This window comes from Amycolatopsis sp. NPDC004772, assembly GCF_053601215.1.
This window is the reverse complement of the sequence record NZ_JBSGBK010000114.1, coordinates 1-24,491: the sequence shown is the minus strand read 5'-3', so window position 1 is coordinate 24,491 and position 24,491 is coordinate 1. Positions and strand designations below refer to the sequence as shown.

Below are 24,491 nucleotides of genomic sequence, written 5' to 3'. Positions count from 1 at the left end.
CGCTCTGCCGCTGTCCCCACCCCTCCGACATCGCCCGGTACAGGCCTTCCTTGCCGTCGAAGTAGTACGAGATCAGCTGCTGGTTCACCCCGGCCACGCGCGCGAGTCACCCCAGCCGATCAGCCCGCCCCAGCAGATAACGCTGCTCGGGCCGGCTCGCGGTCGCCTCCGCCGCGCGGCGGTAGTGGGTTCGGGCGGCTTCGTGGTCGCCGGCCAAATCCAGCAGGTGGGCCCGGGTCGCGTCGAGGCGGTGGCTCTGCTTCATCCGGCTGTCGTCCGCCAGGGTGGCCAGCAGCTCCAGCCCCCGTTCCGGCCCCTCCGCCATCGCGATCGCGATCGCCTGGTTCAGCGTGACCACCGGGCTCGGCGCGAGCTCCTGGAGCACCGCGTAGAGCTGGACGATCTGCGGCCAGTCCGTGGTCTCCGCGCTGGGCGCTTCGTCGTGCAGCGCGGCGATGGCCGCCTGCACCTGGTACGGGCCGACCGGGTGGCGGCCCAGCGTACGGCGGACCAGGCCGGCGCCCTCGGCGATCATCGCCCGATCCCACCGCCCGCGGTCCTGCTCGGCGAGCGGGACCAGTTCGCCTTCGGGACCGACCCGCGCAGGCCGGCGTGCGTCCGTCAGCAGCATCAGTGCGAGCAGGCCCGCCACCTCGCCGTCGTCCGGCAGCAGCGCGTGCACTCCGCGGGTCAGGCGGATCGCTTCGCGCGCCAGCTCGGGTGCCTGGAGGTCCGTCCCGGACGTGGCCGCGTAGCCCTCGTTGAAGATCAGGTACAGCACCTGCAGCACGACCCGGAGCCGCTCCGCGCGGTCGGCCGGGTCCGGTTCGCCGAACGTCGAGCCTGCCGCCGCGATGCTTTCCTTCGCCCGCGTGATGCGCCGGGTCATGGTGGCTTCGGGCACGAGGAAGGCCTTGGCGATCTGCGCCGTGGTCAGCCCGCCGACCGCGCGCAGCGTCAGCGCGACCTGCGAGGGCGGGGAGACCGCCGGGTGGCAGCAGAGGAAGAGCAGGGTGAGCGAGTCGTCCTCGTCGGACGGCCGGTCGTCGTCCGGCCCGGGCGCCACCACCGGCTCGCGGACCGCGACGGACTCCTCCCGCCGCCGCCGCGCGCTTTCGCTGCGCCAGTGGTCGGTGAGCCGCCGGGTCGCGACGGCGACGAGCCAGCCATACGGGTTGTCCGGCACGCCGTCGGCGGGCCACTGCTGCGACGCGGCGAGCAGTGCCTCCTGGACGGCGTCTTCGCACGCGTCGAACTGGCCGTACCGACGCACGAGCGCACCGAGCACCTGGGGCACCAGCGGCCGCAGGCGCTCCCCGACGGACGCGCTCACCCGCCGGTGAACCCGGATTCGGTTTCGGCGTCGGCGTCGGCGAAGAACACCACCGGCCGGACCTCGATGCCGAGCCCCTTGATCCCGGCGTCCGGGATCATCGCGGCCACCTCGTGGGCGCGCTCGGGCGAGGCGCACTCGACCAGGTAGAACCCGGCCAGGAACTCCTTCGACTCGATGAACGGCCCGTCGGTCACCGCCGGGACCCCGTCGGTCACCCGGACGACGGCGCTGCGGGCCGGGGCGTCGAGGGCCTGGGTGCTGATCATTTCCCCTGACTCCCGGATCCGGCGGATGAACTCGCCGTGGCCGCTCATCACCTCGTCCCTGTCCTGCTCGGACAGCGCCTCCCAGACGTCGGGGTTCATGTGCATCGCCAGCAGGTACTTCACGTGTCCTCCCCGGATCCGGCCTTGCCGGTCCCGAACATAGCCGATCCGGGACCGCAACCCGCGAGTCGCCCGCGGCGGCGGCCCGGGAGCAGCATCGACACCTCAGTGCCGATCAGCCGCGGAGGCCGCAACCATGTCCGACGTGTACGCCGATCTGGAGGCCGGGGCGGACGCCCTCGCGGACCTGGTGCACGCCCACGCGGGAGCCTTGCCGCTGCCGTCCGCCCGCGCGGTCGCCGCCCACCTCGCCGAACTGACGGTCGTCGCGCGGCGGGTCGTCCTGGCCGTGGAGGGCACCGGGACCGGGACCGCTCCCCGGATCACCGACGCCGGCCTGCTCGGCGACGCCGTGCTCGCCTGGCGTTCGGAACACCGCAAGGCCGTCGAGCTGCTGGCCACCGCGGCCGGGGACGTCCCGTGGCCCGGTGGCCCGCTGCGGCCGTCCCTGCTGGCGGCGGCGCTGTCGACGGTCCTGTTCGCCCGCGGCCAGGACATCGCCGATGTGCTCGGTGCCCGGCTCCCGCGCGACGACGCCATCGGCCACGTCGCCTACTACGGCGTCCGCACCAGCGGCGACGTCTACGCCGGGCACGGCGGGCCGCCCGCCGGGCTGCTCCGGTTCGAGCTGACCGCGCCGTCGGGGACGCTCTGGGAATTCGGCCCCGCCGACGCGGCGGACCGGATCTCCGGCCGTGCCGAAGACTTCTGCCTGCTGTTCACCGGCCGTCGCCCGGCCGCCGGGCTGGCCGTCGAAGCCACCGGGCCGCGCGCCCGCCGATGGCTGGAGCTGGTGCAGCAGCACAGAAATCCACTGTGGACGGCCGAACCGGACTGATCAGGCGAAGCGGTCCGGGTCGCCCGCGCCGCGGCGGACGATCTCCGCCTCCCCCGAGGAGAAGTCGACCACCGTGGTCGGCTCGACCCCGCAGTCACCGGAGTCCACGACCGCGTCGAGCACGTGGTCGAGCTCGTCCTTGATCTCCCAGCCCTGCGTCAGCGGTTCCGGCACGTCCGGCAGCAGCAGCGTGCTGGACACCAGCGGTTCGCCCAGTTCGGCCAGCAGCGCCTGGGTGACCACGTGTGCCGGGATGCGGACGCCGACGGTCTTCTTCTTGTCGTGCATCAGCCGCCGCGGCACTTCTTTGGTGGCCGGCAGGATGAACGTGTAGCTGCCCGGCGTCGCCGCCTTGATCGCCCGGAAGACCGCGTTGTCCACGTGCACGAACTGGCCCAGCTGCCCGAAGTCCTGGCAGACCAGCGTGAAGTGGTGCCGCCGGTCGAGCTTGCGGATCGCCCGGATGCGGTCGAGGCCCTCGGGGTTGTCGAGCCGGCACCCGAGCGCGTAACACGAGTCGGTCGGGTAGGCGATCAGCCCGTCGTGCCGCACCAGGTCCGCGATCTGGCCGATGGCGCGCCGCTGGGGGTTGTCCGGGTGCACGTCGAAGTACTTCGCCATGGCCGCGAGCCTAGGGCCCGGCCCGCGGCCGCGCCCGGCGGCCCGCGTCTCCGATCTTGCTCTGCCCGCTCACGAACCGGTGACCCGGCCCGGCGTCCGGGAGCAGAATGCGCGGTGGGCACCGGCACACCGCACCCCGGAGGCGATCATGACCGAACTGGCGCTGCCCGGCCTGACCCGGCAGGCCCCACCCCGGGCCGGCCGGGGCGTACCGGTTCGCCGGGCCCGCGGGCACGGTCACCCTGGCCGAGTTGTTCGACGGGCATCGACGGCTCGTGGTGCACCACACCGTCCCCGATCGCAGCCGGCCCTCCGCCGGAGAGCTTTCGGCCGCGCTGTACACCCGGGACACCCGCCGGGTAATCGTTTCCCACGCCCCCGACACGAAGAGCGAGCAGTACCGCAGGCACTCCGGGGGGAACCTGCCGGGGTATCCGGCGCCGGACACCGGGTTCGCCGCGGACTTCCCGGCGACGCGCCGCCTCGAGGGCACCGGCCCCGCCGAGCACGACGACGACGATCCCGGCCTGAGCTTCTTCACCCAGGACGGGCGATCCGTGCTGCACACCGGCTCGATCGCGGTGCCGTACCTGGATTTCCTCGCGCCGGCCGGTGTCGCGCGGGGCCGGGGCCGCGGCTGGCGAAGCGGACCGGACGTTCGGCCGGAGCCGGACGCACGGCGGCACGGCCGCTCTTCACCGACTGTGCCGATCCGGCCACAGTCACGGCCGAATGGCTTGGTGACAACGGTTACGTGCAGTACAGGGGCGGCCTGCTTCGGGCCGGATTGGCAATACGAGCCGACAGGATGAGATAGGATTGTCCGGAAGCATGCAGACCGAGCTCAGCCCGGGTCACCGAACCCACTCCGTGCAACGCCACGACACCGGAGGACCGTTGCGCATGTCTCCGGTCGTCGACTCGAACCGCTCGGGCGCCCTTTCCGTGCCCTGGGGTACGAGCGCGGTCGACCGGCGGCCCAAGCTGGCGACCTACCTCGCCGGCTCGCTCATCACCGTGGTCGTCGCCGGCTTCGGGGCCGTGCTGCTCGCCGACCTCATCCCCCAGTCGGTGAGCCCGGTCGCGGCCGGTTACGCCATCCTCGCGGTCGCGCTGCTCCTCGCCATCCAGTTGCTCCACTTCAGCAGGCCGTCGGTCCGCCTCGACACGACGACCAGCCGGGTCCTGCTGGTCGTGCTGGCCCTGCTGGGCTACGTGCCGGTCTTGACCTTCGACGCCATGTGGGCGGCGATGCCGGTCTTCTTCGGCGGCGCGGTGGTGCTGGTGCTGCCCGCCTGGTTCGCGTGGCCCCTCTTCGGCCTCAACATCGCCGCGGTGCTGTGGATCGAGCTGCGCTACGACACTCCGCTGGAGTCGGTTTACACCGTCCTCGGCGTCGCCGCGTACAGCCTGGTCTTCGCCAAGCTTCCTCTGGTCGCCCGGATGATCCGCGAGCTGCACCTGGCCCGGACCGAGCTCGCCCGCCGCGCGGTCGCCGAGCAGCGCCTGGCCTTCGCCAGGGACCTGCACGACCTGCTCGGCATGAGCCTCTCGGCCATCGCCCTCAAGGGTGAGCTGGTGCACCGCCTGATGCGCAAGTCGAGCGAGCAGGCCCAGGCCGAGCTGGCCGAGATCACCGCCATCGCGCAGCGCACGCTCTCCGACGTCCGCGCGGTGTCCCACGGCTACCGCGTGTCGCTCGAGAAGGAGTTCCGCACCGCCCAGTCGCTGCTGACCGCCTCCGACATCGCCGTGCGGATCCACCTGGACCAGGGCGACCTGCCGGTCCAGGCGCGCACCCTGCTCGCCAAGGTGCTGCAGGAGGGCGTCACCGACGTCCTGCGCCACAGCGACGTCGAACACTGCGAAATCGCGGTCCAGCAGCGGCACGGCCGGGTGTCGCTGGAGATCGTCAACGACGGCGTGGGCCCCGACGACCTGCCCACGGAGTCCGAGCTGCTCGCCCGGCTGCCGGACGAGGTGGCCGCGCTGGGCGGCACCGTGCGCAGCGGTATCGGCGAGGACGGCCGGTTCCGGCTGCTCGTCGAGCTGCCGCTGCCGGACCGGGTCGAGCCGCCGTCCACCGACGACGCCACCGAGCCGGCCGACGCGGAGTCGAGGCGGGTCCGGGTGCTCCTGCCGGTCATCTTCACCCTGTTCGGCCTCATGGCCGTCGTGCACGCGCTCCTGCTGACCACGAACGGCTGGCACATCGCGCTCGTCGCCGGGTCCTTGACGGCGCTGCTGACCCTGCAGTTCGCCTACTTCAACCGCCCCTCCACCCGGCTGCGCTCGGGCCAGAGCATCGCGATGCTGTTCGTCCAGGCCTGCCTGATCTACCTCCCGATGCTGCCGCTGCAACGGGACTGGGTGAGCTGGCCGTCGCTGCTCATGGGCTGCGCGTTGCTGGTCCTGCCCCCGGTCGCCGGCTGGCTGGTCTTCGCCGCGAACGCCGGGTTCTACCTCTGGCTCCAGTACGTCGCAGGGCAGGCCGGCGATGACGCCCTCTACGCGGTGGCGTTCTCCGCCGGCACGGTGATGGTCGGGCTCATCGTGTTCGGCATGCTGTGGCTGGTCCGGCTGGTCGCCGAGCTCAACCACAGCCGGCGGCGGCTGGCCGAGACCGCGGTCGCCGAGGAGCGCCTGCGCTTCGGCCGCGACCTGCACGACCTGCTCGGCATGAGCCTCTCGGCGATCGCGCTCAAGAGCGAGCTGACGGCCAGGGTGCTGCCACTGGACCGCGACCGGGCGGCCCAGGAGCTGGTCGAGACCCTGGGCCTGACCAGGCAGGCTCTCTCCGACGTGCGCTCGGTGGCCAGCGGCTACCGGGAGCTGTCCCTGGACAGCGAGTCCCGCTCGGCCCGCTCCGTGCTCGCCGCCGCCGACGTCCGGGTCCGGATGGAGATGCTCCAGGACGAGCTGCCCGCGCCGGTCCGCACGGTACTGGCGGTGGTGCTGAGGGAGGGCATCACGAACGTGCTCCGGCACAGCCGGGTGGAGACCTGCGAGATCGCCCTGCACCGGGTCGACGGCGGAGTCAGCCTCGAGATCGTCAACGACGGCGTCGAGCGGTCCGGCCCGCGCCCGGTCACCCCGGCCGATCCGGCGGACGACGGAGCCGCGCGGCCCGGCACCGCGTCGGGCAGCGGCATCGGCAACCTGTCCCACCGGGTGGCCGACCTCGGCGGCGAGCTCACCGCCGGTGTGGTGGACGACGGCCGGTTCCGGTTGCGCGCCGTGGTACCCGTCTGAGAGCCGGTTTCCCGGGCGACCGGCGCTTCAGATCCAGCCGGACTCCTGGGCCCGCCGGATCGCGTCCACCCGGTTGCGGGCCCCCAGCTTCGACACCACCGTCGTCAGGTAGTTGCGCACCGTGCCCGCCGACAGGTACAGCCGGGCCGCCACCTCGACCGTCCCGTACCCCTGCGAGGTCAGCCGCAGCACGTCGAGCTCGCGGCCGGTCAGCGGGCAGTCGTCGCTGTCCCAGGCCGCCAGGGCCAGGTCACCGTCCACCATCCGCCGTCCGGCCGCGACGCCGCGGACCGCGTGGGCCAGTTCGCCCGGCGGCGCGTCCTTCAGCAGGAACCCGCTCACCCGCGCGTCCAGCGCGCGCCTGAGCGTGCCCGGACGGCCCAGGCCGGTGAGGATGAGGGTGCGGCAGCACGGCAGCTGCTCGCGCAGCTCACCGGCCGCGGTGAGGCCGTCCTTGCCCGGCAGGTCGATGTCGATGATGGCGACGTGCGCTTCGCTGGCCCGGGCCGCGGGAAGGATCTCGGTCCCGGAAGCGACTTCGGCCACCACCTCGATGTCGGGCTCCAGCCGCAACAGCGCCACGAGCGCGCTCCGGACTATGTGCATGTCTTCGGCCACGAGCACTTTGATCACGAGGCGCCTCCGCCTTCACAACTCCCCAGGGCCTCAGTTAAACATTTCCGCGGGACTCCCGGTTGGTCCAAGAGGGTTCACCTCGGAAAATGCACGTGGACCTCGAAGCAATTCGATCCGAATACAACAGGACGCGCTCGGACGACTACCGGAGGTAGCAAAGCATAGGTGCATGGTGGGAAATTTTCCCATCGACTGTCGCCAGTGGACGCCAGGCGCACGCCGAGGGAGCCGGCCTCCGGGGCGAATGCACCCGGGAGACCGGCTCCCTCAGGCCCGGACCAGTGTGGACGGCAGCCGAAACGGGCTCAGGCGGCGAGTTCCACGTCGCGCAGCGCTTCGAGGTTCGGCCCGCAGATGGAGAAGCACACCCTCGAGTCGACGCGGCTTCCCCATTGTTCGAAACAGTCGATCACGAGGCCGGTCTCGATCGAATCGGCGTCTTCGACCTCGACTCCCAGGTCGACGAAAAGCGCGCGGACGTCAGCGGAAATACGTGCGGACATTGAGATCTCCCAGTGGCGAAGTAGAAAGCTTCACGTGCCATAAATAGTCCACTCGCGGACCGCCGGGAACCAGTGTCCACATCACCGGGGATATGTGCTTTATGTCTGCTCCGCGCAGTCCGGCGACTGCGCCCGAATGGAGTAACAGAGGGCAGCGAACGACCGGATAACGCCGTTTCGCTCACTTTTCGCGTTCGCGCCGCCGCGATACGCGACGGGAACGCACGGCCATCCATCGGAGGACATACCCGGCCGGGCCGCCGCAAACCGCGGTAGGCGAGCCATATGCAAAACGCATGTCCGGCCCGTGCGAAACCCATCCGGAATGGTGCACTGAGCACTTAAGAAGTAGACAGCGTCCGACCTAGAGTTCTTTTCGACAAGCATTCCGCCGGCGGCCACGCGTTTCACCGGGGAACGCGGCTACCGACGCCAGGCGACGGGAGGAGGGCCACCATGGACGAGGTCGTACGACAGGCCATGGCGCGCGCCATCACGACCATGCGGGACCACCTGGGCGACCGGCTCACCGTCGACGACCTCGCCCGGGCCGCCATGTTCAGCAAGTTCCACTTCACCCGTGTGTTCCTGCGGGCGACCGGGCTTTCCCCCGGCCGGTTCCTGTCGGCGCTGCGGCTGGCCGAGGCCAAACGGCTGCTCGCGACGACGAGCATCTCCGTGGCCAACATCAGCCACCAGGTCGGCTACAACAGCGTCGGCACCTTCAGCGCCCGCTTCAGCGGCAGCGTGGGGCTGTCGCCGAGCGGCTACCGGCAGACCAGGGGCCTGCCGCCGCGGGTCCCCGAACGCGCTGACCAGGCCCCCTCGGGCAGCACGCTGCGCGGGAACGTCCGCTGCCCGTACGGGACCGCCGGCCCCGTATTCGTCGGCTTGTTCCCGGCGAAGATCACCGAAGGCCGTCCCGCGCGGTACGCGATCCTGTCCGGGCCGGGACCGTACGCGCTGGCCGACGTGCCGCCCGGCGCCTGGTACGTCATCGCCCACACCTTCGCCGCCGGCTACGACGACGACCGCGGACCACGGCCCTATACCGGCCTCACCGGCCCGGTGCCGGTGCACCGCGGGGTCACCGCCGTGCTGGCCGACGTACGGCTGCGGCCGCGCCACAGCTTCGACCCGCCGGTGCTGCTGGCGCTGCCGGACCTGCGGCCGTCGGCCGGCCGGCGGCCCGTGGCGGTCTGAACAGTCCGCCGAACCGGGGAAGGCGGTCACGCCGGGCTTCCGGCCGGCGATCGCGCGTCGTGGGGACGGCGCCGATCGCCGGCATTCCGGGCGGCGGAAATTGCCTTCCGGCGGGATCCGGTGGCGTACCATTCTCACGGGGAGACATCCCGCTGGGGGAAGTGAGGTCACACCGTGATCAGAGTTTTGCTTGCCGAGGACATGGATATGGTCCGCGGCGCGCTCGTCGCCTTGCTCAACCTCGAATCCGACATCGAAGTGGTCGCGGAAGTCGATTCCGGCGACGAGATCCTCCCCGCGGCGAAGGCGGCCCATCCGGACGTCGCCGTCATCGACATCGATCTGCCCGGGAAGGACGGTCTGACGGCGGCCACCGAGATCCACGAAAGCCTCCCGGACTGCCACACCCTGATCCTCACCAGCCTCGGCCGGCCGGGCACCGTCCGCCGCGCCCTGGACGCCAAGGTGAACGGCTTCCTGCTGAAGGACGCGCCTTCGGACAAGCTGGCGAACGCGGTCCGCTCGGTGGCCGTCGGCCGCCGCGTCATCGACAGCGAGCTCGCCCTGTCCGCCTGGGAAGCCGACGACTGCCCGCTCACCCCCCGCGAGCTGGAGATCCTTTCGCTGGCCGCCCGCGGCCGCAACGTGGCCGACATCGCCGCGGACCTGTTCCTGTCGCCCGGAACGGTCCGCAACTACCTGGCCGCGTCCGTGACGAAGCTGAACGCGCGCAACCGGGTCCACGCGATCCGGATCGCCACCGAAGCCGAATGGCTGTAACGGCTCCGGACGCCGTTCACCAGGCCGGTGCCCGCAGCGGGACGACCGCGCTCAGCCGGTGCGTCCCGTCCGGCCGCACCCCCACCGACAGCTCGCCGCCGAGGGCTTCCACGCGGTAGGTGAGGTTCCGCAGCCCGGAGCCGCGGTTCTCGCCCGCGGGCGGGTCTTCGCCGGCGGGCGGGACCCCGTCGTTGGCCACCTGCAGCCGCACCGCGCCCGCCACCGCCACGACCGAGAAGTCGCACCAGGCGGCCTTGCTGTGCCGGATGACGTTCGTGACGCTCTCGCGCAGGACCGCCGCCAAGGTCGTCGCCACCGGCGACGGCAGGTCGGCCGGCAGTTGCCCGTCGAAGCCGACCGTGATGCCCGCCGCCCGCAGCACCGAGGCGGCGGACCGGCACTCCTCCGCGAGCGACATCTCCCGGGACCCCGCCGCGATCGCCCGGACGTCCGCCAGCGCCTTGCGGGAGATCGTGAGCAGTTCGGCCAGCTCGGCCTGCGCGGCCTGCGGGTGGTCGTCGACCAGGCGCCGGATCAGCTCCACCCTGAGCGTGATCGCCGAGAGGCTCAGGCCGAGCAGGTCGTGGGTGTCCCGGGAGAACCGGCGGCGTTCCTCGGCGACCACCTGGGCGGCGATCTCCCGCCTGCCGTCCTCGTCCAGGGCGGCCGCCCCGGCGAGCCACGCGAGCCCGAACACCGCGAAGGCCGTCACCGCGGTGAGCAACGCGGCTCGCAGGCCGTCCGCGACGGCCGCCGGCCCGGCGACCAGTGCCCCGGCCCCGGCCGTCACGAGCACCAGCACCGGGACGGCGACGCGCAGCCGGGCCACCAGCGGCAGGCTGCCCAGGAAGAAACAGCTGAACTCGGCCCATGCCGCGCCGAACTCCAGCACCGGGGCCAGGCCCAGCACGGCCTGCAGCGCCAGCGCGGTGCCACGGAACCGGGTGCGTCCGCCCCCGAACGCGGCCAGGTGGACCAGGACCAGCGCCCCGCCGCACCCGCAGGCGGCCAGGACCACCGCCCGGTCCGCCGCCTCCGGCAGCGAGGTGAGGAGACAGAGCAGCCCGATGGCGACGCAGCCGCCGGCGTGCGCGACCCGGCCCGGCCGCAGCGGGAACGGGCGGCCCGCCGGACCGGCCGGTTTCGCTGCCGAATCCACCGCTGCGCCTCCCCAGTTGCCCCCTCGCGGAAGCTCCCCAGACGTCCGCCCGGCAAATCTAACAGCCGGAACCGCGATCCGGGCGTTCCGGCCGCAGGCTCACCCGGGCAAGTTCAGGACACATTCGCCGACGCTGACCTCGGCGGGCCACTCCAGCTTCAGCGCCCGGTCGACGCGGTCGCCGGCGTCCACGGGCACGGCGTGCGCGGTCAGCCCCATGGCCTTCGCGGCGAGGGAGAACACCTGCTGCAGCGCCCCGACGTGGAGCAGGGTCGTGGCGTACGCCGCCCCGCCGAGGACCCAGGCGATCCGCGACATGCGGGCCGTCATCGTCAGCAGCACCGACGGCCGGGCGTGGCCGCCCGCGGCGACCATCGCCATGTCCAGCAGGCCGTCCAGGACCGGGAGGTCGTCGTTGATCAGGGTGAGTGTGTGCCACAGCGGGTCGTAGTGGTAGATCCCGCGGGTCAGGTCGTCGCAGCGGTTGATGCCGACGTAGATCTCGAGCTCGTACAGGCAGGCGACGCTGAAGTACGGCCGTTGCGACGCCTCGTGCGCCGGGCCGCCGGGCAGGTGCGCCGGGCCGACCGAGCGGACCCGGGCCGCCCGGAACAGGAACTCGCCGATCTGCCGCGCCTGCAGGGCGCGCTCGCTGAACTCCGGGCGGGTGTGGTCGCGCTCGAGCAGGCTGGTCAGCGTCGGGTCCCCGGCCGCCAGCACGGCCGGGTCCGGCCGGTACAGCGGGAACGTCGGCCCCGCGGTGACCTGCTTGACCACGGGCGGCTCGCGCAGCTCGCGAGCCGCGTCCGGATCCGGCGCCGCCCCCTTCTGCCAGGTCCGGCTGCGGGTGTGGAACAGCAGGTCGTCCGGCGACCAGACACCGAGGTCGGGCCCGCCGGACTCGGCGAACCCGCCGTCGGGCCGGGCGAGCAGCACCACCCCGGCGGCGACCAGGAAGGACAGGACGTCGGCCACGACGGCCGAGGGCACCCCGGCCGTCCCGGCCAGCTCGTCGACCGTTCTCGGCGCGGCCAGCGACGACGCGATCACCACGGCGGGCGAGCTGGACAAGGCGACCTTGTACCGCGCTCCCGCCGACTCGGCGAGCAGCGTGTCACCGTCGGCGCGCAGCGAGGTGAACCGCGAGAGCCGGACGCGCCGCGCCGCCGGCAGCGGGCCGACCGGGAACGCGGGGTTCTGCGTCACCGGGATCGCCGACAGCAACGGCCCGTGGCCGTCGTTGAGCGCGAGGGAGTGCACCACCGAACCGGAGAGCCGGGCGAGCACCTTCCGCAGCGACACCCGCGACTCGTCCGGGCCGGCCACGGCCAGGTTGGCCATGGTCACCGGGCCGAGCACCATCCGGTCGAGCGACGCGCGGACTTCCTCGGGCGTGCCGGGGAACTCGTACTCCCCCCACCACGTGACGGCGACGAGCGTCCCGTCGTCCGCGGCTTCGAGCAGGGTGTCCTCGGTCAGGGACAGCAACCGGATCGTTTCGGCGCGTCCCTCCGGGCTGTCGGCGGTCAACGGGTGCTCCTACGCGAGGGGTGAAGTGCTCTTCCGGAGCACTCCAGGGTGCTAGAGGAAGATGGGGAAGGGATTGAGCCGCTCGTACGGCGTCGGCTCGGCGAGCCTGCCCAGCCGCACCGGAACGTCGAACAGTCGTCCGGGCGCGTAGCGGGCCCAGAACGGCCGCAGCCCCGGCGCGAGCACCTTGACGACCGGGATCCCCACGTCGGGCCGGGTCTGGTCGAGCACGAGCAGTTCCGTGCCGGCCGCCGCCAGCGTCCGGCCCAGCGCCACCACGTCGTCGCGCACGTCCGGGCGGTGGACGAACCGGAAGTCCGCCGGGACGCGCATCCGCACGCCCGCGGCGGGCCGGAGGTACGGCTGGTTGGCGACCGTCGCGTACCGGAGCCAGCGGGCCGCGTCCGGGTCGTCGATCTCGTGTCCGAACTGGAGCACGTCGGGGATCATCTGGTTCAGCTCGGTGATCGCGCGGCGGAGGGCGATCCGCGGGTCGAGGTGGGCCCCGAAGCCGAAGATGACGTGCTCGTGCGGCCCGTCGGTGCGCCGCGAGAGTGCCACGACCACCGGGACGCCGAGGTCCGACGTCACGTCGAGCGCCCACAGCTCGCGGCCGATGCCCGCGTAGCCGCCGATCATCTCCTCCAGCCACGGGTCGCCGAAGGACGCGAGATCCACCCCCGGCACCGGCGTCCGGTTGTACCACCACAACGCGACGGCGTCCCGTTCGACGAGCTCCAGGGTGCCTTGCAGGATGGCGTCCTCGAGGCTGCTGCCGGCCGCCGCGCCGTTGGAGTCCGAGCGCAGGCCGCGGATCCCGCAACCGGTGGGCGCGCCGTAGTACAGGAACCCGGTCGGCAGGAGGCGGCGCCGGCCCGCCAGCGTCCACACCGGGGTCCAGTCGATCACGGCCGAGGTGCCGAAGGGCGCGCCGACGTGCTGGAACAGTCCGTGCGCCGCGTTCCAGCCCGCGCGCTCCCGGTACTGCCGCTCGGCGAACAGCATGCAGTCGTTGGGGTGGACCGCCTCCGCGCCGAGGTCGTCGAACGAGGCCCGGATCCGCAGTTCGTCACCCTGGAAGTTGCCGGAGAAGCGCTCCGCCGCTTCGCAGAGCGCGCCGACCTCGGCGTCGAGGGGGCTGACGCCCTTGCCGCCGTTCTCCCCGCGCAGCCCGGCCTGCAGCCCGACGACGCCGGTGAGGGCGCGGGCGATGTTCGTCCCCGACCGGTAGGCGTTGACGAACGGCGGCGCCGCCGGGTCGGGCCGGACCGCCTTCACGATCCCGGTGACCGGGCTGACGAGGTGCCGGTACCGCTCGAGCATCTGGGCCGGCGTCGCGGTGCGGTGCCCCCCGCCGCCCGAGGTGGCCTTCCGGGCCTCCCGCAGCTCGATCGGCCGGGCGGACCGCTGGGTCACGAGCGTGGCGTCCCCGCAGCCGGGGCACTGCGGGCGGCGGCGCAGCTCGTGCAGCTCGCCCTGCAGGCTGAGGGTGTCGAGCACCCAGACGCTCTCCTGGCCGCGGTGGCGGTAGCCGGCCAGCCACTTGCTGGCCTCCAGCGCCACCAGGTGGGCCGCCGCCGCGGTGAGCGGCGGCAGGGCGGCGGCGGGGTGGCGCGCGGGGCCGACGTGACCGAGGACCTCCTGGGCGCACGCTTCGGCGTGCCGGTGGGCCCACAGCCGGTTGGTCAGGCACAGCCAGCACGCCGACTCGTGCGGCCGCAGCACCGGCCCGATCCAGACCTGGGCGCCGAACGGGCGCGCCAGCAGCCACGGCCGTCCGGTGCGGCGGTGCTCGGCGTCGACTTCGCCCAGCCGCGGGTCGAGGTAGTCGGTGCACAGCACCACGCTCAGGTCGGGCTCGCCGGTCCCGCCGACGACGTCGAGGGCCGCGCCCGCCAGCGCCTCCTCGACGGGCCGCGTGTCGACGTCCTCGCCGACCGCGATCAGCCGGATGCTGCCGCGGGTGTCGCCGGCCGCGACCTCGCCGGCGTCGATGCCGCACGCGTCCCAGAAGGCGAGCTCCCGTTCGTCGGCCCCGGGCCCGGCCGCCTCGCGCACGGCCACCAGGCCCGCCTCGACGAGCTGGGCCACCAGCGCCGCGACCTCCTCGGGCGCCATCCCGTCCGGCCGCGCACCGAGCACGTCGGCCAGTTCCCACGTCCCGTCCAGCAGCGGCGCGAGCGATTCGATGCGGGCGCCCCGTATCGCGATGACCCCGCGTTCGGAGAACAGGTAGGCGCCGTTGCCGTTGCTGACCTCGGCGCGCAGGTGCCGTTTGAAGCCGAGCACGCGGCCGCGCGCGTGCGACGTCGACGGGTGGAAGGCGGGGTGCACGGCCGATCCGCTCATTTCAACTCCCTGCCGCCGGTGCGCACAATCCGAGAACCCGGATTCTTCTCCGGCGGCCGGACCTGCGGCCAGTGCGCGGCACACCTGCCCGGGATGCGAAACGCACGACATTTCCCGTGAATTCCACAGCGAAGGCGTGCACACCGCACTGGCCCGGCGGCCGAGCGGGTCGTCAACCTGGATCCCGAGCGTCCGATGCGACCCACAGTGAGGACCGAGTATGACGACCACACGCACCTACGGACAGTTCTGCGGACTGGCGCGTGCTCTCGAAATCATCGGCGAGCGGTGGTCCATGCTCGTCATCCGCGACCTGATCCTCGGCCCGAAGCGCTTCACGGACCTGCAGCGAGGCCTGCCCCGCATCCCGGCGAGCATCCTGTCGTCCCGGCTCAACGAGCTGGAGCAGGCCGGCGTCGTCCGCCGCCGCGTCCTGCCGCAGCTCGACGCCGGCCTGGTCTACGAGCTCACCGAGTACGGCAGCGAACTGGACCACATCCTGCTGGACCTCGGGCTGTGGGGCGCGCGCTCGCTCGGCCACCCGAAGGGCGACGACGTCTTCACCACCGACGCCGCCATCCTCTCGCTCTACACGACGTTTCAGGAGGAAGCCGCGCGCGGCGTGCACGTGACGTACGTGGTGCGCCACAGCGACTCGCTGATCGTCCACGCCATGATCGACGACGGAACGCTGAAGGTGAGCAGCGGCGACCACCCCTCGGCGGACATCGTCATCGAGCCGCAGGGGCCGGTGCTGATCGACCTGTTCAACGGCAACCTGACCGCGGCCGAGGCGATCGCGTCCGGCCGGGTGAGGATCGAAGGCGAGTTCGCGCACCTGGAGCTGTTCACCAAGCTGTTCCGGATCCCCCCGAAGCCGGAGCTCTCCGACGGCCTCACCCTGCACTGAGCCGCCCCGGGGTGCGGCCGGCCGGGCGGGCGAAATGGGCAATCCGGAGTAACGGATCGGACCGCCGGGAGCTTTATCGTCGGAAAGCCGAGATTCGGTCCTTCGAGAAGGGGCACTTGCATGTCGACCTCCGAGTTCGTTCGGCCGGCCGGCTTCCTGGGGACGCTCAACGGGAAGTACCACAACCGGGCCCTCGCCGTGTTCATGGTGATCGTGCTGGCCCACTGGGCCGAGCACATCGTCCAAGCCGTGCAGATCTACGGGTTCGGGTGGCCCACCTCGCGGGCGCGGGGAGTGCTCGGGATGCCGTTCCCGTGGCTCATTTCGCAGGAATGGCTGCACTACGGCTACGCGCTCGTGATGCTGGTGTTCCTGTGGATCCTGCGATACGGCTTCGCCGGCCGGTCGCGGCAGTGGTGGAACCTCGCGCTCGCCATCCAGTTCTGGCACCACATCGAGCACCTGCTGCTGTTCATCCAGGCGCAGTCGGGCTGGCGGCTGGCCGGGCAGAAGGTGCCCACGAGCATCATCCAGCTGCTCGTGCCGCGGGTGGAGCTGCACCTGTTCTACAACACGATCGTCACCATCCCGATGATCGTCGCGGTCGTCCTGCACCGGCGGGCCTCGGTCGCCGAGCACGAGCTGAGCGGCTGCGTCTGCGGGCTGCCGAAGGCCGCCCTCGCCGCGTCGTGAAGCGAGCGCTGGCCCTGCTGGCCTTCCTCACCGGCTGGCTGGTGCTCGGCGCCGTCCCGGCCTCGGCTCACGTCGAGATCGTCTCGTCGGCCCCGGGGGACGGCGCCCGCCTGAGCGCGGCGCCGCCCCTGGTGTCGGTCACCCTTTCGGAGAACGTCGGGATCCAGCCCGGGTCGATCAAGGTCGTCGACCTCGCGGGCACGCAGGCCGACACCGGGCCGGTGTTCCAGCCCGGCGACGTCGCCGAGCAGCTCGCGGTGCGGCTGAAGCCGGGCCTGCCGGACGGCAGCTACCTGGTCGAATACGCCTTCGTCTCGGCCGACTCCCACCCGGTGCGCGGCACCTTCGCGTTCGTGGTGGGCACCGGGCCGCTGGTGACGTCGGCCGGCGCGGTGTCGGCGGCGACCGGCACCGACGCGGCCGTCGACGCCGTGTCGACGGGCGTGCGCTGGCTGGCCTACCTCGGAGTCGTGCTGCTCGGCGGGCTGGCGTTCGTGGTGCTGTGCCGTCCGGCGGCCCGCGCCGACCCCCGTTCCCGGCGGCTGCTGCGCTGGGGCGCCGGCCTCGTCGCGGCGACGACCGTCGCGGCGTTCGTGCTGCAGGGCCCGTACGCGGCCGGGCGGAACCTCGAAGCGGTGTTCGAGACCCGGCTGCTGGCGGACACCCTGCGCGTCGCCTACGGGAAGCTGTTGCTGCTCCGGCTGGCCGCGGTGGCCGTGCTGGCGCTGCTGCTGCCCCGGCTGCTGCGGCCGGACCTGCCGGAACGGCTGCGCTCCCGCTACGAGAACCTGGCCGTGGTGACCGGCTTCCTCGTGCTGCTGACGTTCTCGGCCACCGGCCACCCGGTCACCGACCCGATCATGTTCGTCTCGGTCTCGGCGGACCTGGTGCACTTCGGCGCGATCGCCGTCTGGGCGGGCGGCCTGGCCCAGCTGGCCCTGTGCCTCCACCGCCCGGCGGCCGACGAGGACCTGGTTCCCGTGGCGACGCGCTTTTCCCGCATCGCGGGCGGAGCGGTGACGGCCATCGCGGTCAGCGGCGCCGTGCTGGCGCTGCGCATCATGCCGTCGCTGCCGTCCCTCTGGACGACCCGGTTCGGCCTGCTGGTCCTGCTGAAGATCGCGGGCTTCGCGGTGCTGCTGGCGGTGGCGAGCCGCTCCCGCCGGGCGGTGCGCCGGAGCCAGACCCCGGCGGCACCGCCGGAAGGCGCGACGAAGACGGTGACGGCGGACCTGCGCCGCCTGCGCCAGGCTGTGGTGGTGGAGGTGCTGCTCAGCGTCGTGGTGCTGGCCCTGGCCGCCCTCCTGACGGTCACCCCGCCGTCCGGCTGAGCCCCGCCGCCCGTCAGACGCCCGGCCGGGCGGGCGGCGCGAACGGCCCCCAGCCGAACGCGGGCAGCCACGGCTCGGGCGCCGTGCTCCAGGCCAGGGCCGCGAGCTGGGCAAGGGACCGTCGTCCGGCCAGGGAGCGGTAGAGGTCGTGGGTGGGCGCGGTCACCGTCGCCGCCGGACGGCCGGCACCTGCCGTCCACTCCGCACCCGACGTCGTGCACAGCCGCAGCGACGGCAACCGGCGTGCCGTGATCGCGCCGGACAGTCCGCTGACCAGCACTTCGAAGCTCGGCGCCTCGGCCGCGTGGTCCTCCGGCGGCGCGACGCCGAGGGCCGCGCACAGGTCCAGCTCGTGGGTGTAGGCGTCCATCACCATCACCGCGCCACTGCGCCCGCCCGCGTCCTCGAGCCGCCGGTCGAGCTCCTCGCCGACGTCGTCCCAGTGGTCGAGCAGCTCCGGCACCGCCACAGCCCCGGCCGACGACACCGGGCCGCCGCCGTGGCGCGCCAGGACCCGCCCGGCGATCGCCGTGAGGTGGCCGAGCAGGTCCGTGACAGTCCACTCCGGACACGCCGGGACCCGGTGGAATCCCGCGCCGGGCCGTCCCCCGAGCAGGTCGCGGACGCCGCGGCGCACGGCGCGGTAGGCCACGAAGTCCGGAACCGGCAGGCTCGCTGTCACGAGTCCTCCTCGCCTGGCACGATCGGGGGCGTCCGGCCCAGTATGCCCAGGTGACGGCGCCGCGGTTCTCCCCGCTTGCCGGCCACCGGAAACCCTGGAGGTCACGAACTTGCCCACCCTGTGGTCCACGTCGGCCCAGTGGAGCCTGCTGCCGCCGGTCCTGCTCGCACTCGTGCTGAGCGTCGCCATCGGGCTCGAACGCGAGGCCGGCATGAAGGCCGCCGGGCTGCGGACGCACAGCCTGGTCGGCGTCGGCTCGGCCGTGTTCATGCTGGTGTCGAAGTACGGCTTCGCCGATCTGCTCGGCTTCGAGCACGTCTCGCTCGACCCGTCGCGGATCGCCGCCCAGATCGTTTCCGGCATCGGCTTCATCGGCGGCGGGCTGATCTTCGTCCGCCGGGACGCGGTGCGCGGGCTGACCACGGCGGCGACGATCTGGCTGACCGCCGCGGTCGGCACGGCGTGCGGGGCCGGGCTGCCGGTGCTCGCGGCCGGCACGACGATCGGGCATTTCGTGGTGACCCGGGGCTTCCCGCCGCTGCAGCGGTTCGTGGCCCGGCACCGCCGGGAACCACCGGTGGTCCGGCTGAGCTACCTCGACGGCCACGGCGTGCTGCGCGCGGCGCTGGCCGTGTGCACCGGGCGCGGGTGGGCGGTGCACCACGTCGAGGTCGACCACGAATCCGTTTCCGAAGAGGGGCAACGGATCGCGGTCGTGACGCTGCGCCTGGACGGCCGCGGTGATCTCTACGACCTGGCCGCCGAACTGGCCGAGCTGCCCGCCGTCCGGAGCACGTCCACCGGTCTCGGAGAACCGCTCGACGAATGATCGGCCGCCCGGGCAGCGCGCGGAGGCGGGTTTGCGGCACACTGGGGTGCACACGGAAACCCCCGGTGCCGCAAGGAAAACGTGCGGCCCAGGAGAAACCATCCAATTCGGAGGTGAGGCATGGCCCCCGGCGGCGGCGAGGACGTGGCGAACACGCAGCCCGGATTCGACCTGGCGTGGCGCGGTTTTCACCGCGCCCAGGTCGCGGAGTACGTCGCGTGGGCCGAGGCCGAGATCCGCAGACTCACCACGGAGCGGGACTCCGCGCGGCGCCGCGGGACCGCGCTCGCCGAGGAGAACCACGAGCTGCGGGTCAAGATCGACCGGATCAGCATGACCCCGATCCCCGCGGACGCCCTGCAGGAGCGCTCCCGCCGGATGATCGAGCTGACCCGCGAGGAAGCGGCCGAAATCACCGCGGCGGCAACGGAAACCGCGGAGAGGATCCGCCGGGAGGCCGAGGCGGAGGCCGTCCGGCTCACGGAGAAGGAACGCCGGCTGGTCGCCGAGGCGGAGGCCGAACGCGAGCGGCAGCGCGCCGAGCACGAGGAACTCCTGCGCGCGGCCGAGCAGCGTCGCAAGGAACTCGACGAGGCCGCGGCACACCGCCGTGCCCAGCTGGAAGAGGACCACACCCGCGCGATGACGGTGCGCCGCGCCGACGCGATGCGCGAGCTGGCCGAGCAGTCTGCGGCCGCCCGAGCGAAGGCCGGCCAGCTGGTCGCCGAAGCGCGGCAACACGGCGAAACCCTGGTCACGACCGCGGAAACCGAGCTGGCCGCGGCCCGGGAGAAGGCCGAGAAGCTGGTCACCGACGCGACCGAGCACGGCGAATCCCTGGTCGAGGCGGCGCAACGCGAGGTCACGGCCCTCGCGGAGGTCCGCGACAAGCTTAAGGCGAGCCTGACGGGCTGCCGGGCGTTGCTGGCCGACGCGGCCGTCGCCCTCGACGACCGTCCCGCGTCGTTCGACCCGGAAGCCACCCTGCCGATGTCGAAAAGAGTGCCGATCCAGCGCCGGTCACCGGCGGACGACCTCACCGACGCGGTAGGTTGACCTGCGCCGCGGCATCGGCGCAGGTCAGGACGTCGTGACGGTCGGCAGTCCCCACGGCGGCTTCACCGGGACCGCGGGAGCCGGTCCTTGACCGGAGCCGCGCCGTTCCCCCCGCGGCGGGTGTTCGCGCTGGTCGCCGCGGTCATGACGCTCGCCGCGTCGACCACGCTGGCCAACCGCGTGCTGCCCGGCTGGGCGTACCCGGTGTGCGGGCTGGTGGCGGCGCTCGTGCTGGTCGCGCTGGGCCGGGCGGCCGGCTGCTCGTGGACGGACCTGGGGCTGAGCCGGCTCCGGCGTCCCGCGCTCGCCGGCCTGGCCGGCGCGGCTTCGGTGGCGGTCGTCTTCGGGATCGCGCTGGCCGTGCCGTCGCTGCGCACGGTCTACCAGGACGGCCGCGTCGGCGACCCCGATTTCGCGCAGCTGCTGTGGCTGACCTGCGGCCGGATCCTGTTCGGCACGGTCCTGATCGAGGAGGTCGCGTTCCGCGGTGTGCTGCCCGGTCTGTTCGGCGCGGACGACGACCGGTGGCGCTGGCCGCCGATCCTGGGCTCGGCCGCGCTGTTCGGGCTCTGGCACGCGCTGCCGGCCCTCGCCATCGGCCGCAACGCCGCCGTGCACGCCGTGTTCGGCTCGACGCCGGTGGTGGTGCTGCAGGTGCTGGCGATGGCCGCGGCGGGCGTCGCCGGGATCTTCCTGCACTGGTGGCGCCACCTCGGCCGGGGCGTGCTCGCGTCGGTGTTCGTGCACTTCACGACGAACGCGGGCGGCCTCACCCTGGCCGTGCTGGTCCGCTAGGACCGCACCAGCCGCGCGATGGCGTCCGAAGCTTCCCGGACCTTCAGATCGGCTTCCTCGCCGCCCGCCGCGGCCGCCTGGACGACGCAGGTGGCCAGGTGCTCGTCGAGCAGTTCGAGCGAGAACGACTGCAACGCCTTCGTCGCCGCGGAGACCTGGGTCAGGATGTCGATGCAGTACTTGTCCTGCTCGACCATGCGCTGCAGCCCGCGGATCTGACCCTCGATCCGGCGCAGGCGCTTCAGATAGGCTTCCCGCTCGGTGCCGTAACCCGTCATCGCCCACCTGTCCCGTCGTCGGCATTCCTCACCCCGACTATACCCTCCCGGGGTGTCAGCGGAACCGGCGCAACCGCAGGCTGTTGCTCACCACGAAGGCCGACGAGCAGGCCATCGCCGCCCCCGCGATCATCGGGTCGAGCAGGCCGAGCGCCGCGAGCGGCAGCGCCGCCACGTTGTAGGCGAACGCCCAGAACAGGTTCCCCTTGATCGTGGCGAGGGTGCGGCGGGCCAGCCGGATCGCGTCGGCCGCGGCCCGCAGGTCTCCCCGCACCAGCGTCAGGTCGCCGGCTTCGATGGCCGCGTCGGCGCCCGTACCCATCGCCAGGCCCAGGTCGGCCTGCGCGAGCGCGGCCGCGTCGTTGACGCCGTCACCGACCATCGCCACCACGCGGCCCTCCGCCTGCAGCCGCTTGACGACGTCGACCTTGCCCTCGGGCAGCACCTCGGCGACGATCTCGCCGATCCCGGCTTCGGCGGCGATCGCCCGCGCCACGCCCGCGTTGTCACCGGTCAGCAGGATCGGCTCCAGGCCGAGTTGCCGCAGTTCGGCGACGGCCCGCGCGGACGTCGGCTTGATCGTGTCGGCGACGGCCAGCGTCCCGTGCAGCTCGCCGTCCCAGGTCACCCCGACCGTGGTCACGTCGCCACCCGGCGCCCGCCCGACGCTGACGACGCGTCCTTCGACCACCCCTGCCACGCCGACACCTGGCGTGCTGCGGAATTCGGTGACGGCGGGCAAGGCGCCGAAGCGCTCGCGGGCGGCGTCGGCGATGGCGCGGCCGATCGGGTGTTCGGAAGCGGCCTCGACGGCGCCCGCGAGCCGGAGCACCTCGCCGTCGCCCTCGACGAGCGTCATCCGGCCGGTGGTGACGGTGCCGGTCTTGTCGAGCACGACGGTGTCGACGCGCCGGGTCGACTCGAGCACCTCGGGCCCCTTGATCAGGATGCCCAGCTGCGCACCGCGGCCGGTGCCGACGAGCAGTGCCGTCGGCGTCGCGAGGCCGAGCGCGCACGGGCAGGCGATGATCAGCACGGCCACGGCCGCGGTGAACGCCGCGTCCGCCGAGTTACCGGTCGCCAGCCAGCCGACGAGGGTCGCCAGCGCGGCGAAGACGACCGCCGGGACGAACACCGCCGAGACGCGATCGGCCAGGCGCTGGACCTCGGCCTTGCCGTTTTGCGCCGACTCGACGAGCCGCGCCATCTGCGCCAGCCGGGTGTCCGCGCCGACGCGCGTGGCGCGCACGAGCAGCCGCCCGCCGACGTTGACGGTGGCACCGGTGACCGCGTCGCCCGGACCGACCTCGACCGGGACCGACTCGCCGGTCAGCATGCTGGTGTCGACCGCCGACCCGCCTTCGGTGACCACGCCGTCGGTGGCGATCTTCTCGCCGGGCCGGGCCACGAAGACGGCACCGACCGGCAAGTCCTTGATCGGGACGAGGTGCTCTTCGCCGTCGAGGAGCACGGTGACGTCCTTCGCCCCGAGGTCCATGAGGGCGCGGAGGGCGGCGCCGGCCCGGCGCTTCGACCGCGTCTCGAAGTGGCGGCCGGCCAGGATGAACGTGGTGACCGCGGCGGCCACCTCGAAGTACAGGTGGTGGTGGCCGTCACCGAAAACGAGCGCGTACAGCGACCAGGCCACGGAAGCGACGACGCCGAGTGAGATCAGCGTGTCCATCGTGGCGGTGGCGTGCCGCAGGTTGACCGCGGCGGCGCGATGGAACGGCCACGCGCCCCAGGTCACGACCGGGGCGGCGAGGACGAGCGACACCCACGGCCAGGCCGCGGACTGCCAGGCGGGGACCATCGCGACGACGACCAGCGGGACAGTGAGCGAGGCAGACACCAGCAAACGTTTGCGCAGCTCGCGTGTGTCATCCGGCGCCTGGGGCTCGGGCAACCGTGCCGAGTAGCCGGCGGCTTCGACGACGGCCTTCAGGTCGTCGACTGACAGCCCGCTCGGGTAGCTGACCTGGGCTTTCTCGGTGGCGTAGTTGACCGTCGCGGTCACGCCGTCGACCTTGTTGAGCTTCCGCTCGACGCGAGCCGCGCAGGACGCGCACGTCATCCCGCCGATGGCGAGCTCGACGCGGGCCGCGGCCGGCACCTCGGTGGAGTTCACGCGACCAGGCGGTAGCCGGCCTCGGTGACGGCGGCGGCGACCGCGTCAGTGGTCAGCGGCGCGTCGCTGGTCACGGTCACGCGGCCGCTCTCGACGTCGACGTCCACGCTTTGGACGCCGTCGATCTCGGAGACCTCCTCGCGGACCGAGGTGGCGCAGTGCCCGCAGGTCATGCCCTCGACGGTGTAGGTCGCTTCGGCCATCTCCCGCTCCTTTCGCTCTCCTTCCTTTATACCCATCGGGGGTAGGGGTTCACCGATCGCCCCCGGCACACTCCCGGCATGCGGAAGATCTACGCGATCGGGATCGGCGCCGGCGACCCGGAGCACCTGACGGTGCAGGCCATCGACCGGCTCAACCGCGTCGACGTGTTCTTCGTGCTCGACAAGGGGGCGGAGAAGAGCGACCTGGTCCGATTGCGGCAGGAGATCCTGGACCGGTTCGTCACGCGCCCGGGCTACCGCGTGGTGCTGGCGGAGGACCCGCCCCGCGACCGGGCCCCGGCGGACTACCGGGCCGCGGTCGCCGACTGGCACGCGGCCCGCGCGGCCGTGTACGAGGACCTGATCCGCTCGGAACTGGGGCCCGCCGAATCCGGCGCCTTCCTGGTGTGGGGCGACCCGTCGCTGTACGACAGCACGATCGCGCTGATCGAGGCGGTGCTGGCCCGGGGGAACGTGGAGTTCGAGTACGAGGTCGTCCCGGGCATCAGCAGCATCTCGGCGCTGGTGGCCCGGCACCGGACGACGATGAACCAGATCGGCCGCGCGGTCCAGCTGACGACCGGCCGCCGATTGGCGACGGGCTGGCCGGAGGGCGTCGACGACGTGTTCGTGCTGCTGGACGCCCACACGACGTTCGACCGCTTCACGTCGGAGGGCCTGCACATCTTCTGGGGCGCTTACATCGGCACGCCGGACGAGATCCTGCTGTCCGGTCCGCTCACCCCGGCGCTGGCGGCGCACATCCGTGAGGTGCGGGCGGAGGCGCGGGAGCGGCGCGGCTGGATCATGGACACGTACCTGCTCCGGCGGCCGGCCCGGGAATAGCGGAAGGCCCCGGGAGAACCGTGGGGTTCTCGACCGGGGCCTTCCGTTCAAGTAAGTTCGGCGGTGTCCTACTCTCCCACAACCCTTCGGTTGCAGTACCATCGGCGCTGTCAGGCTTAGCTTCCGGGTTCGGAATGGGACCGGGCG

24 protein-coding genes, 1 rRNA gene and 1 pseudogene are annotated in these 24,491 nt (G+C 72.6%); 12 read left to right on the top strand and 14 right to left on the bottom strand.

What is annotated here, in order from left to right; all coding sequences use genetic code 11:
- From ACWEF6_RS39005 to ACWEF6_RS38995, 3 genes and pseudogenes are all read right to left on the bottom strand, one after another.
- Nucleotides 1–97 (bottom strand): annotated as a pseudogene (locus tag ACWEF6_RS39005) (TetR/AcrR family transcriptional regulator); the annotation flags it as partial.
- A gap of 9 nt (nucleotides 98–106) precedes the next feature.
- Nucleotides 107–1,333, bottom strand: a complete 1,227-nt coding sequence (locus tag ACWEF6_RS39000; RefSeq protein WP_310972071.1) for an RNA polymerase sigma factor — start codon at nucleotides 1,331–1,333, stop codon at nucleotides 107–109.
- On the bottom strand, nucleotides 1,330–1,725 hold the full coding sequence (locus ACWEF6_RS38995; protein WP_449687544.1) for a YciI family protein: 396 nt from the start codon (nucleotides 1,723–1,725) through the stop codon (nucleotides 1,330–1,332). Before ACWEF6_RS38995 ends, ACWEF6_RS39000 begins: the two co-directional genes overlap by 4 nt.
- Nucleotides 1,726–1,858: 133 nt before the next feature.
- Between ACWEF6_RS38995 and ACWEF6_RS38990 the strand changes: the two genes are divergently transcribed.
- A complete protein-coding gene (locus ACWEF6_RS38990; RefSeq protein ID WP_449687543.1) occupies nucleotides 1,859–2,560 on the top strand; it encodes a maleylpyruvate isomerase family mycothiol-dependent enzyme in 702 nt (233 codons plus the stop codon).
- On the opposite strand, the gene ACWEF6_RS38985 is transcribed toward ACWEF6_RS38990, so the two are convergent.
- On the bottom strand, nucleotides 2,561–3,181 hold the full coding sequence (locus ACWEF6_RS38985) for an L-threonylcarbamoyladenylate synthase (protein ID WP_449687542.1): 621 nt from the start codon (nucleotides 3,179–3,181) through the stop codon (nucleotides 2,561–2,563).
- 251 nt (nucleotides 3,182–3,432) lie between these two features.
- Here ACWEF6_RS38985 and ACWEF6_RS38980 point away from each other — a divergent pair, with 251 nt between their 5' ends.
- The gene (locus ACWEF6_RS38980; protein ID WP_449687541.1) at nucleotides 3,433–3,993 is read left to right on the top strand and encodes a DUF899 family protein; all 561 of its coding nucleotides are present in this window, start codon (nucleotides 3,433–3,435) and stop codon (nucleotides 3,991–3,993) included.
- A gap of 91 nt (nucleotides 3,994–4,084) precedes the next feature.
- Entirely contained in the window at nucleotides 4,085–6,433 is a 2,349-nt protein-coding gene (locus ACWEF6_RS38975; protein WP_449687540.1) for a sensor histidine kinase, read from the top strand.
- Nucleotides 6,434–6,460: 27 nt separating this feature from the next.
- Here the strand turns inward: ACWEF6_RS38975 and ACWEF6_RS38970 are convergent, their stop codons facing one another.
- Nucleotides 6,461–7,066, bottom strand: coding sequence for a response regulator transcription factor (locus tag ACWEF6_RS38970; protein WP_449687539.1), 606 nt, complete (start codon nucleotides 7,064–7,066; stop codon nucleotides 6,461–6,463).
- A 308-nt stretch (nucleotides 7,067–7,374) separates the two neighbouring features.
- A complete protein-coding gene (locus tag ACWEF6_RS38965; protein WP_449687538.1) occupies nucleotides 7,375–7,572 on the bottom strand; it encodes a hypothetical protein in 198 nt (65 codons plus the stop codon).
- A gap of 456 nt (nucleotides 7,573–8,028) precedes the next feature.
- Between ACWEF6_RS38965 and ACWEF6_RS38960 the strand changes: the two genes are divergently transcribed.
- Together ACWEF6_RS38960 and ACWEF6_RS38955 are read left to right on the top strand one after the other, a co-directional pair.
- Nucleotides 8,029–8,775, top strand: a complete 747-nt coding sequence (locus ACWEF6_RS38960; protein WP_449687537.1) for a helix-turn-helix domain-containing protein — start codon at nucleotides 8,029–8,031, stop codon at nucleotides 8,773–8,775.
- A 174-nt stretch (nucleotides 8,776–8,949) separates the two neighbouring features.
- Nucleotides 8,950–9,555 carry a response regulator transcription factor gene (locus ACWEF6_RS38955; RefSeq protein WP_449687536.1) on the top strand — a complete coding sequence of 202 codons (606 nt, stop codon included), beginning with the start codon at nucleotides 8,950–8,952 and terminating at the stop codon, nucleotides 9,553–9,555.
- Nucleotides 9,556–9,571: 16 nt separating this feature from the next.
- Here the strand turns inward: ACWEF6_RS38955 and ACWEF6_RS38950 are convergent, their stop codons facing one another.
- From ACWEF6_RS38950 to ACWEF6_RS38940, 3 genes are all read right to left on the bottom strand, one after another.
- On the bottom strand, nucleotides 9,572–10,714 hold the full coding sequence (locus ACWEF6_RS38950) for a sensor histidine kinase (RefSeq protein WP_449687535.1): 1,143 nt from the start codon (nucleotides 10,712–10,714) through the stop codon (nucleotides 9,572–9,574).
- A 99-nt stretch (nucleotides 10,715–10,813) separates the two neighbouring features.
- Nucleotides 10,814–12,244, bottom strand: a complete 1,431-nt coding sequence (locus ACWEF6_RS38945) for a SagB/ThcOx family dehydrogenase (protein WP_449687534.1) — start codon at nucleotides 12,242–12,244, stop codon at nucleotides 10,814–10,816.
- A 51-nt stretch (nucleotides 12,245–12,295) separates the two neighbouring features.
- Nucleotides 12,296–14,593, bottom strand: coding sequence for a TOMM precursor leader peptide-binding protein (locus tag ACWEF6_RS38940; protein ID WP_449687532.1), 2,298 nt, complete (start codon nucleotides 14,591–14,593; stop codon nucleotides 12,296–12,298).
- A gap of 220 nt (nucleotides 14,594–14,813) precedes the next feature.
- Here ACWEF6_RS38940 and ACWEF6_RS38935 point away from each other — a divergent pair, with 220 nt between their 5' ends.
- The 3 genes from ACWEF6_RS38935 (at nucleotide 14,814) to ACWEF6_RS38925 (ending at nucleotide 17,527) form a co-directional block, all read left to right on the top strand.
- The gene (locus ACWEF6_RS38935; protein ID WP_449687531.1) at nucleotides 14,814–15,503 is read left to right on the top strand and encodes a winged helix-turn-helix transcriptional regulator; all 690 of its coding nucleotides are present in this window, start codon (nucleotides 14,814–14,816) and stop codon (nucleotides 15,501–15,503) included.
- Between the two features lie 120 nt (nucleotides 15,504–15,623).
- Nucleotides 15,624–16,196 (top strand): hypothetical protein, encoded by a 573-nt coding sequence (locus ACWEF6_RS38930; protein WP_449687530.1) that lies wholly within the window; start codon nucleotides 15,624–15,626, stop codon nucleotides 16,194–16,196.
- A complete protein-coding gene (locus tag ACWEF6_RS38925; RefSeq protein WP_449687529.1) occupies nucleotides 16,193–17,527 on the top strand; it encodes a copper resistance CopC/CopD family protein in 1,335 nt (444 codons plus the stop codon). Before ACWEF6_RS38930 ends, ACWEF6_RS38925 begins: the two co-directional genes overlap by 4 nt.
- 13 nt (nucleotides 17,528–17,540) lie before the next feature.
- On the opposite strand, the gene ACWEF6_RS38920 is transcribed toward ACWEF6_RS38925, so the two are convergent.
- Nucleotides 17,541–18,209 carry a maleylpyruvate isomerase family mycothiol-dependent enzyme gene (locus ACWEF6_RS38920; RefSeq protein WP_449687528.1) on the bottom strand — a complete coding sequence of 223 codons (669 nt, stop codon included), beginning with the start codon at nucleotides 18,207–18,209 and terminating at the stop codon, nucleotides 17,541–17,543.
- 109 nt (nucleotides 18,210–18,318) lie between these two features.
- Here ACWEF6_RS38920 and ACWEF6_RS38915 point away from each other — a divergent pair, with 109 nt between their 5' ends.
- The 3 genes from ACWEF6_RS38915 to ACWEF6_RS38905 all read left to right on the top strand — a co-directional run bounded on the left by ACWEF6_RS38915 (nucleotide 18,319) and on the right by ACWEF6_RS38905 (nucleotide 20,889).
- Nucleotides 18,319–19,038 carry an MgtC/SapB family protein gene (locus tag ACWEF6_RS38915; RefSeq protein WP_449687527.1) on the top strand — a complete coding sequence of 240 codons (720 nt, stop codon included), beginning with the start codon at nucleotides 18,319–18,321 and terminating at the stop codon, nucleotides 19,036–19,038.
- 120 nt (nucleotides 19,039–19,158) lie between these two features.
- Entirely contained in the window at nucleotides 19,159–20,094 is a 936-nt protein-coding gene (locus ACWEF6_RS38910) for a M protein (protein ID WP_449687526.1), read from the top strand.
- Between the two features lie 144 nt (nucleotides 20,095–20,238).
- Nucleotides 20,239–20,889 carry a CPBP family intramembrane glutamic endopeptidase gene (locus tag ACWEF6_RS38905; protein WP_449687545.1) on the top strand — a complete coding sequence of 217 codons (651 nt, stop codon included), beginning with the start codon at nucleotides 20,239–20,241 and terminating at the stop codon, nucleotides 20,887–20,889.
- Here the strand turns inward: ACWEF6_RS38905 and ACWEF6_RS38900 are convergent.
- From ACWEF6_RS38900 to ACWEF6_RS38890, 3 genes are read right to left on the bottom strand one after another with little or no spacing between them, the layout of a single operon-like run.
- Complete coding sequence (locus tag ACWEF6_RS38900; RefSeq protein ID WP_086678475.1) at nucleotides 20,886–21,167, bottom strand: metal-sensitive transcriptional regulator; 282 nt, start codon at nucleotides 21,165–21,167, stop codon at nucleotides 20,886–20,888. The two genes, ACWEF6_RS38905 and ACWEF6_RS38900, sit on opposite strands and share 4 nt — an antisense overlap.
- Nucleotides 21,168–21,222: 55 nt before the next feature.
- Complete coding sequence (locus ACWEF6_RS38895) at nucleotides 21,223–23,295, bottom strand: heavy metal translocating P-type ATPase (protein WP_449687525.1); 2,073 nt, start codon at nucleotides 23,293–23,295, stop codon at nucleotides 21,223–21,225.
- Nucleotides 23,292–23,498 (bottom strand): heavy-metal-associated domain-containing protein, encoded by a 207-nt coding sequence (locus tag ACWEF6_RS38890; RefSeq protein ID WP_191307862.1) that lies wholly within the window; start codon nucleotides 23,496–23,498, stop codon nucleotides 23,292–23,294. Before ACWEF6_RS38890 ends, ACWEF6_RS38895 begins: the two co-directional genes overlap by 4 nt.
- Nucleotides 23,499–23,576: 78 nt before the next feature.
- Here ACWEF6_RS38890 and cobF point away from each other — a divergent pair, with 78 nt between their 5' ends.
- Nucleotides 23,577–24,344, top strand: a complete 768-nt coding sequence (cobF, locus tag ACWEF6_RS38885; protein WP_449687524.1) for a precorrin-6A synthase (deacetylating) — start codon at nucleotides 23,577–23,579, stop codon at nucleotides 24,342–24,344.
- A 55-nt stretch (nucleotides 24,345–24,399) separates the two neighbouring features.
- Here the strand turns inward: cobF and rrf are convergent.
- Nucleotides 24,400–24,491: ribosomal RNA gene (rrf, locus tag ACWEF6_RS38880) — 5S ribosomal RNA — on the bottom strand; the annotation flags it as partial.